General features: G+C 55.7%; 8 protein-coding genes. 4 read left to right on the top strand and 4 right to left on the bottom strand.

The genetic code is table 11. The features are described from left to right. Nucleotides 1-44 precede the first annotated feature (44 nt). Nucleotides 45-332: an MGMT family protein gene (locus AB4043_RS12095; protein ID WP_442299712.1), complete on the bottom strand. Its 288-nt coding sequence runs from the start codon at nt 330-332 to the stop codon at nt 45-47. 95 nt (nt 333-427) lie between these two features. Between AB4043_RS12095 and AB4043_RS12090 the strand changes: the two genes are divergently transcribed. The 4 genes from AB4043_RS12090 to AB4043_RS12075 are packed head-to-tail and all read left to right on the top strand — an operon-like array spanning nt 428 to nt 6,129. Next, entirely contained in the window at nt 428-1,402 is a 975-nt protein-coding gene (locus tag AB4043_RS12090) for a recombinase RecA (RefSeq protein WP_442307147.1), read from the top strand. Then, the gene (locus AB4043_RS12085; RefSeq protein WP_442307146.1) at nt 1,384-2,910 is read left to right on the top strand and encodes a DNA polymerase Y family protein; all 1,527 of its coding nucleotides are present in this window, start codon (nt 1,384-1,386) and stop codon (nt 2,908-2,910) included. The genes AB4043_RS12090 and AB4043_RS12085 overlap by 19 nt, the downstream gene beginning before the upstream one ends. Further along, a complete protein-coding gene (locus AB4043_RS12080) occupies nt 2,903-5,983 on the top strand; it encodes a DNA polymerase III subunit alpha (protein ID WP_442307145.1) in 3,081 nt (1,026 codons plus the stop codon). Before AB4043_RS12085 ends, AB4043_RS12080 begins: the two co-directional genes overlap by 8 nt. Nucleotides 5,984-5,988: 5 nt before the next feature. Continuing rightward, nucleotides 5,989-6,129 carry a hypothetical protein gene (locus tag AB4043_RS12075; protein WP_442307144.1) on the top strand — a complete coding sequence of 47 codons (141 nt, stop codon included), beginning with the start codon at nt 5,989-5,991 and terminating at the stop codon, nt 6,127-6,129. Nucleotides 6,130-6,131: 2 nt separating this feature from the next. Here AB4043_RS12075 and AB4043_RS12070 read toward each other — a convergent pair whose 3' ends face one another. The 3 genes from AB4043_RS12070 to AB4043_RS12060 form a co-directional block, all read right to left on the bottom strand. Beyond that, complete coding sequence (locus tag AB4043_RS12070) at nt 6,132-6,551, bottom strand: hypothetical protein (protein WP_442307143.1); 420 nt, start codon at nt 6,549-6,551, stop codon at nt 6,132-6,134. Beyond that, nucleotides 6,527-7,009 carry a hypothetical protein gene (locus AB4043_RS12065; protein ID WP_442307142.1) on the bottom strand — a complete coding sequence of 161 codons (483 nt, stop codon included), beginning with the start codon at nt 7,007-7,009 and terminating at the stop codon, nt 6,527-6,529. The genes AB4043_RS12070 and AB4043_RS12065 overlap by 25 nt, the downstream gene beginning before the upstream one ends. A gap of 192 nt (nt 7,010-7,201) precedes the next feature. Further along, nucleotides 7,202-8,003 (bottom strand): aldo/keto reductase (locus AB4043_RS12060; protein WP_442307141.1); only part of this gene is annotated, 802 nt, incomplete at its 5' end.

The raw sequence follows: 8,003 nt of genomic DNA, 5'->3' as shown, positions 1-8,003 counted from the left end.
GAGAAAGAATTACTGATGGAACGGCTAGAGCGAATGCCTAAGGCTCACTCGTAGACCTCCCAGGGCTTGAAGGTGTGTTCATGCCGTTCCATATTCACCTTCTCTCCGATGAAGCGGACGCCTTCCAGCTTCAGGCGTGAGCGCTGCTCTAGTGCGGCTTCTCCATGCAGCTTGATTGCGCCTCCGGCGCCAAGCACGCGATGCCATGGCAGATCATCTGGCGGATCTGTACGAAGAAGCCTTGCCACGGCACGATGGTAGCGTAGATAGCCGGCTGCCGCGGCGACTCTGCCATAGGTGCTGACCTTGCCAGGCGGAATAGAGAGAATCATCAGCCGAAACGCGCGGTCGCGCTGCTCTTCCGGACGTGATGCGTCCCACAGAAGTCTCTTTTTAGCTTGCTGTATGGACAGTTGATCGATCCCAGATGATCTTGTCGGTCTTCGAGTTGGCTTTCCACCAGAGTGCACCCCAGATACCCACGGGCCTGGCTGAGTTAGATGAGTTGTCGGGAGGAGGATTTCCCCTGGGAGCTTTGACGGAACTGGTCGGAGCTGAATGTAGCGGACGAACTTCAGTGGCTCTCTCGTTCCTGGCGCAGTTGACCGCGGCAAATAAGGTGTGCGCCTGGGTCGACTCGGCGAATGCCCTTGACCCTGCCTCTGCTGCTGCCATCGGAGTGGACTTAGGCCGCCTGCTGTGGGTCCGTTGCGCTGACGTTGCAGACGTCTCTACGAAGACTACAAAGTCGGTAACGTTGCCGCCGGAGTATTTCATCCCTGGCTCTCCGAAAAAAGGACTGCATGGTGGAGGATTTGGTCCACACCCAAGAACCGAGGTCCGCGGACTCTCCGAAGCGATGTCCGGGCTTTTCACGGGAAAAACTCCATTGCCCAAACCTGTGGAGACCTCTGAGGCAAAGACAAATCGTTCGGCTTCAGGCGAATCTGTGGCGGCAAACCCCATCACGTACAGAAAGCGCCGTGCCAGGCATTACGATGCGATTGAGCGCGCTCTTCGCACCACTGATCTGCTTTTGCAGACTGGAGGTTTCAGCGCCATTGTTCTCGATCTTGCAGGTATCGCGCCGCAATACGTGGCACGTATTGAACTATCGACGTGGCACCGCTATCGTGTTGCCGCGGAAAAGACGCAAGCCTGCATTCTGTTGCTGACCCAGTATCCATGCGCGAAAAGTGGATCGGAGCTGCAACTGCGCTTGCTGAATGCCGAACCGATCCTTGAAGCCCGCACAGTCTTCAGCGGGATGCGGCCGCRCATCGAGGCATTGCGTCAACGCTTCCCGCAACCGGCAAACAATGTCGTGTCGATGCGGAAACCACCGCAAACGGCTCGCATGGCTTCCTGGCAGAGCCGAACTCCATGGGCAGGTGCACAGTGAACTCCGGTGCGTTGTATGCCTGCCTGCTGGTCAAGGAATTCTCTGCGCAGGCATTGCTACGTCTGCGTCCGGAACTGCGCGAGAAGCCGTGTGTGATTCTGGACGGCGAGCCGCCAGCCGAAACTGTGTCCTCGTTAAACACCAGGGCACGGTTATTAGGTGTGCAACGAGGAATGACGAAGGTTGAAGTGGATACCTTCGGAAACATAACAATGCTGTCCCGTTCCAGATCTGCCGAAGCGGCATCGAGGACCGCGCTTCTGGAGTGTGCAGGAGCCCATTCTCCGCGCGTTGAACTACAGGAAGCGGAGAATGTCTTTCTCTGCTGCCTGGACATCACCGGAACCGAAGCACTCTTTGGTCCGCCTGAAGTTCTTGCCAGGACGTTGCGGCAGCGGGTGGCATTGCTTGGTATCTCTGCCCAGGTTGCGGTAAGCGGAAACTTCCATGCGAGCATGCTGCTTGCGAAGGGGCTTCCTGCCAGGACAGCTATCGTTGTCGTTCCAGCCGCTAAAGAATCAGCGGCATTGGCTTCCCTTCCCTTATCGGTCCTAGGCATCTCGGAAGCGCATGCCGAGACGTTGTCTCGATGGGGCATCCGTACGCTTGGCATGTTGGCAGGCTTACCGCAGACAGATCTCATTGCCCGCCTGGGACAGGATGGCAAACGTCTGCAACAGATGGCCACCGGAACCTTGCCTCATCTCTTCCAGCCTATCGATAYCCCGTTTGTACTTGAAGAAACAGCGGAGCTGGACTATCCACTCGACAACCTTGAATCCCTGCTTTTCGGTGTAGCCATCATGCTGGAACAACTCATCGTTCGCGCAGCCATGCGTGTCTACGCACTCGCATCGGTGACGATTGAGCTTCATCTGGAGGGGGGTGGAACGCACTGCCGCACAGTATCTCCCCGTGTTCCTGGCGTCGACAAACACCTATGGCTGAAGCTGCTTCATCTCGATCTTGAAGCTCATCCTGCAAATGCTCCCATCTATAAAGTCTGTCTTCGCGCCGAGCCGGGAGTTACCAGCAAAGTTCAACTTGGGTTGTTCTCTCCACAGCTTCCCGAACCCGGACGGCTGGACGTCACGCTCGCGCGAATTACGGCATTGGTCGGCGATGACAACATCGGCCGCGCCGTGCTCGATGACACGCACACTTCACCCGGTTTCCATATGGAGCCATTCGTTATTCCCTCAGGCAACTCGGCTACGCAGATCTCCCGTACGGCATACGGTTGCCTTCGGCGCGTATGTCCACCGGAACAGCTCGCTATCACACTCGAATACGGCAGACCCTCAGGCTTTTTCTTTCGGGGACATCGCTATACCGTTCGGAATGCCTATGGGCCGTGGCTTGCCGGCGGTGAATGGTGGAATGAACAGACCTGGCGGCAGGAGCAATGGGATCTGATTGCACGAGGCGATGACGAATCGATGCTGTACGGCTGCGTGCTCCAGGATCTTGTTCGCAGATCCTGGCTTCTTGTAGGGCTTTATGACTAGCGGTTATGTAGAACTCCATGCCGCGAGCGCATTTTCTTTCCTCGAAGGCGGATCTTCGCCAGAGGTAATGGCGAAGCGCGCCTTTGAAGTCGATATGCCGGCAATGGCATTACTCGATAGAAACGGATTCTATGGATCGGCGCGCTTTCATAAGATCGCCAGCGAGAACCATATCCATGCGCATGTAGGGGCGGAGATCTCCTCGGCCGCCTTCGGACAGCGGCTCGCGCCTCCAACCTGGTTGCCACATCAGCATCGTTCAGAGCCGGCACGTCTACCTTTGTTGTGCGAAACACGCCAGGGTTATCAGAACCTCTGCCAACTCATCACCCGATTCAAGATGCGTGAGAAGAAAAAACAGGAAGGCATGGCTACGCTATCGGATCTGGAAGAGCATGCCGCAGGTCTTATCTGTCTTACGGGCGGGGATGAGGGGCCGCTGGCTTCAGCCTTACAGCGAGGAGGAGAAGAAGCCGGCCGGGGTCTCCTTGAGAGACTGGTTCATATATTCGGACAAAGCAATGTCTACATCGAGTTGCAGCGCCATGGTGAACGCGAGGAAGAGTGGCGTAACCAAGCCGCCATTCGCATCGCACAGTCACTGAAGCTTCCTCTTCTTGCGACCAATGGAGTACGGTATGCGACCAAACAGGATCGGGAGATCCTGGACCTGTTTACAGCGATTCGCAACCACACGGAACTGGACCGGGCAGGTCGTCTGCTTTCCATCAACAGTCAACGTTATATTCGTGATGCGAAGCAGATGTCGGCTTTGTTCCGGGATATCCCGGGGGCAATCGAGAACACACTTGAGTTGTCCGCGCGCTTGACCTTCCAGCTTTCAGACCTTGGCTATGAGTTCCCTCGCTATCCAGTCCCTGAAGGTGAAACGATGGACAGCTTTCTTCGCAAGCGGGTCGACGAAGGGGTGATCTGTCGTTATGGTCCGAAGCGAAATGCCGCTCTATTGGAGCGGGCAAAGAAGCAGGTAGACCATGAATTGAAGCTTATTGCGAAGCTTGGTTTCGCCGGCTACTTTCTTATCGTCTGGGACATCATCCGGTTCTGTAAAAGTAATGACATTCTGATCCAGGGACGTGGCAGCGCGGCGAACTCCGCCGTTTGCTATGCCCTTGAGATCACAGCCATCGACCCGGTCGGCATGGAACTGCTCTTTGAGCGGTTTCTCTCCGAAAGCCGCGGTGAGTGGCCCGACATCGATCTGGATCTGCCATCGGAGGAAAAGCGCGAAGAGGCGATTCAATATATCTATCGCCGATATGGCGAGCTTGGCGCAGCGATGACAGCGAATGTCATCACGTATCGCGGTAAGTCCGCCACACGCGAGGTTGGAAAGGCTCTGGGATTCGATGCGGAGTCGCTTCAGAGGCTCTCTTCCATCGTGGCGAACTTTGAGTGGAAGGGACCTACGGACACGATGGCACACTCCTTCCAGAATGCAGGGTTCGATCTTCGCCATCCTCGGATCGCAAAATATCTGGAACTCTGTATGCGGATTCAGGACTTACCGCGTCACCTGGGGCAACATTCGGGCGGGATGGTAATTTGCCAGGGACAACTGGATCACATCGTCCCGTTGGAGCGCGCCTCAATGCCTGGCCGGACCGTTGTGCAATGGGATAAGGAAGACTGTGCCGATCTTGGCATCATCAAGGTGGATCTACTCGGGCTCGGTATGATGGCCGTCTTGAAAGACTGCCTCGAACTGATTCCAGAACACTATGGAGAGCAGGTGGATCTGGCACAACTTCCGGAAGATGACGAGGTGTACCGTGCGCTGCGGCGTGCAGACACGGTGGGAATGTTTCAAGTAGAAAGCCGTGCACAAATGGCATCACTGCCCCGCAACAATCCGGAGAAGTTCTATGACCTTGTGGTGCAGGTTGCCATCATCCGCCCCGGACCGATTGTGGGAAAGATGATGCATCCGTATATGAGGAGACGGCAGAAGCAGGAACCGGTCAGCTATCCGCATCCCTTGCTGGAGTCGACGCTCAAGCGGACATTGGGTGTCCCACTCTTTCAGGAGCAACTGCTGCGTATGGCCATGGTCGTCGCCAACTTCACGGGGGCTGAAGCCGAGGAGTTACGCCGTGCTGTCGGGATGCGGCGATCGTGGGAACGCATGAAGAATCTTGAAGGCCGGTTACGTTCGGGCATGACGGCGAATGGCATTGACGCAAAGACGCAGGACGATATTGTTCAGCACATCAGCTCGTTCGCCTTATATGGATTCCCTGAATCTCATGCGGCCAGCTTCGCTCTGATCGCCTATGCATCTGCTTATTTCAAGGTCAAATACCTGGCTGCGTTTACCTGCGCCATACTCAATTGCCAGCCGATGGGCTTTTACATGCCGGCTGTTCTAGTGAAAGACGCACAACGGCACGGACTACGTATAAAACCTATCGATGTTCAACGCTCGCAATGGGCCTGCACCATTGAGCATGAAGAGGATGGGGCACTGTCCTTGCGCCTGGGACTTGGGTATGCAAAAGGATTCAGAAAGCAGACAGCCGAGGCGCTCGTCATAGAACGTGAAGGACACGGCTTATTTCGTTCTGTCGATGATTTTGTGACGCGAATGACGACAATCAACCGCAAAGAACTAACCCTTCTCTCGAGTGTGGGAGCCCTGAATGTTATTGATGGGGTGCAGCATAGGAGGGATGCTCTCTGGCAAGTAGAACGCGCGGGACGGCCGGAAGGTCCCCTGCTTTCGCAGGTATCTGCACTACGAGAGGAAGATCCTTCCTCTCCACTCAACAAGATGACAATAGAAGAGAGGCTGGTGGCAGATTATGCGGGCACCGGCTTAACGGTCGGCCAGCATCCGATGGCTTACCGGCGACAGGAACTCCATCGTCGCAGTATTCTTTCCGCCGAAGAACTCAGACACCATCAACACGGAGATTTCGTAAAGGCTGCAGGTTGCGTCATTGCGCRCCAACGTCCAGGCACAGCACATGGTTTTGTCTTTCTGTCGATGGAAGATGAAACCGGTATCGCCAATGTGATTGTGACACCCGGGCGACCTCCGAGGAGGGTCTAGCCAATGTGGATTGGCAAAAAGAGGTGGAGCATAGCGGGCATATTGCAAAAGCCATGCTGAGCCACCTGATCTCCCGTTATCCGAGTCTCTTTCTTTTGAAGGATGTTCCCTGGTATGTCCCTACAGATGAGGATGTCCCCGAATGAAGCTACTGTCGGCTGATCACCTTCAGCTCCACTTGAGTATTTTTGGGGAACTCCACCGGATGTCCCTGAGAGAGAAACCGGAAGTAAATCGACTTCGCAAAGGCGTACGCTCCGAAACCGGTAGCGACATTGCGGTCGTTAACGGTCAGCGCGACAATGCGCGCAACAACGCCGAAACCATTCGCGGCAACGGTTTGTCTTCCTAACCCATTTCCATCCCGGTCGCGATCATGCCCTGCGACCGCCAGCACCCCCAGTAATGCGGGAGCCAGAAAACGATTCTTGTCGGCCGACGCCTTAACGCCACCCTCATTGTCGATAGAAAGATTGTCCGACTTGGAGCCGTCTACCCCACTAATAACCGCCGAGACGGGCTTTGCTTCCCGGTTGAGCGGCTTCARTGTTTGAAAGACAAAACGCAATTGCCCGTTCCTTCCGAAGCTTCGCGAGTGCTTTGACTGCAGTACCGTCCCATCCAGTGAGTCTCCTTCTGCAAGGATGAGATGCTTTGCGTCATCGAAGACTTGCCATCCAGATCGAGCAACTGAAAATGCACGATCGGCTCATGCAGAGGAGTCAGATCTCCGTCGAGTCTGGCTTGCAGGCGAGTCTTGAAAGCGATAGGAGCGAAGTCCTGAACGGTGCCGGTAACGCGGGTTCCCTCGGGCAGGACCAGCCTTTCGCGTACATAGACCGGCGAAACCAGAAAACCCTCGACAGCAGTTCCACGAGCGAGCGGTATGGTCTTTCGGATCTGGATGCGAAGCGGTACTCCAGCATCGACGGTCGCCCCACTCTCGTCAAGAGCCTGGGCTTTGGCGACCACACACAATAGAGACAACAGTACTGCAGGAAGCAGCGAAAATACTCTCCGCATCATTCGTCGTGGCATCCATTCCGGCCTGGGATAGTCCTGGTGAAGAGACTACCCGGTATTTTGGTTGTTCTCCAACCAAAGTGACGATTGCGGCTTAAGTCTCCATGAAGGTAAGGCGGCGCCAGCATTACAGGCGTGTAAACAAAAGAGCCACATCCCAAACTTGGCCCTTTGTTCTCGTCAGTACTCTCTATTTTATCGCTGCCCCGCAATGGCTTCCACTTCACGCCATTCCGCCTCGCTCAGTTGTACATCTGCAGCTTTCATATTCTCTTCCAGATGTGGGATAGAACTTGTTCCGGGAATTGGCAGAATAACCGGCGAGCGGTGCAGCAGCCATGCGATCGAAAGCTGCGAGAGCGTTATGCCGTGACGCTGTGCAAAGACGTCGAGTTTTCCTCCCGGCTGAGTCAGCTTGCCCGCAGCCACCGGGAACCAAGGAATAAAAGCCAGGCCTTCGTTGTGGCAATACTCCAGCACCGCTTCACTCTTGCGGTCGGCGATGTTGTAGAGATTCTGCACACTGACGATCTCAATAACCTTGCGCGCCTGTTTAATCTGCTCGACCGAAACCTCGCTTAGGCCAACATGACGGATCTTTCCCTGCTCCTGCAGCTTCTTAATCGCGCCCAGCGACTCCTCTACCGGCACCTTTGGATCGATGCGATGGAGCTGCCACAGATCGATCTGCTGCAGCTTCAGGCGCCGCAAGCTCAGCTCGACCTGCTGGACCAGGTACTCCGGCCGTCCAAGCGGTACCCATACATCCGGTCCCGTCCGGGCAAGACCGGATTTGGTCGCGATTACGACGCCCGGCTTGTACGGAGCCAGGGCCTGGCCGATGAGTTCTTCGCTGATGGTGGGCCCATAGCTATCAGCCGTATCGATAAAGTTCACGCCCAGTTCTACCGCCCGACGCAACACCGCCTTCATTGCCTCACGGTCTGCAGGCTCTCCCCACACGCCCTTGCCCACAATGCGCATTGCGCCGTAACCC

The organism is Terriglobus sp. YAF25, from assembly GCF_052113305.1.
GTDB lineage: Bacteria > Acidobacteriota > Terriglobia > Terriglobales > Acidobacteriaceae > Terriglobus.
Note: the sequence above shows the minus strand (reverse complement) of the source record. Positions and strands in the feature narration are given on the sequence as shown.

What these genes read in the sequence shown, in the direction of transcription:
- AB4043_RS12095 (WP_442299712.1), bottom strand. Translation starts at nt 332, where the DNA reads ATGATTCTCTCTATTCCGCCTGGCAAGGTCAGCACCTATGGCAGAGTC.